The 433-nt window shown below is 68.6% G+C and carries 1 protein-coding gene and 1 pseudogene; both read left to right on the top strand.

The window, feature by feature from the left end:
- On the top strand, positions 1-149 hold a 149-nt coding region (locus AX685_RS21245; RefSeq protein WP_269450505.1), incomplete at its 5' end, for a flagellin.
- Between the two features lie 177 nt (positions 150-326).
- Positions 327-433: pseudogene (locus AX685_RS21835) on the top strand (flagellin FliC); the annotation flags it as partial.

Genomic DNA, 433 nt, shown 5'->3' on the forward strand with positions numbered 1-433 from the left:
TGACCGACGCGCGCAGCCGCATCGAGGACGCGGACTTCTCGACCGAGACGACCGCCCTCGCCAAGGCCCAGATCCTCAGCCAGGCGTCGACCGCGATGCTGGCGCAGGCCAACCAGTCGCAGCAGAGCGTGCTCAAGCTGCTCCAGTAACGGCGCGGACCCGACGGTCCGGCATCACGCGGCCCCGCCGGCGATCGCGCCGGCGGGGCTTCGTCATGCCCAGCTGAAAAAAAGGCCTAAAGTCGCATCAACCATGGTCGTTTGTGGTGTCAGCGACGGTCCGACGCCTCGGGGGCGGCGGCGGCGCGACAACCACGGAGGGTCACGATGACCGTTATCGCTTCCAATACCGCGGCGCTGCGCGCCACCAACGCATCCTCGCTCGCCAGCAAGGACCTGACGACCGCGATGCAGCGGCTGTCGACCGGCAAGCG

This window comes from Sphingomonas sp. CCH9-F2, assembly GCF_001556735.1.
Lineage (GTDB): Bacteria > Pseudomonadota > Alphaproteobacteria > Sphingomonadales > Sphingomonadaceae > Sphingomonas > Sphingomonas ginsenosidimutans.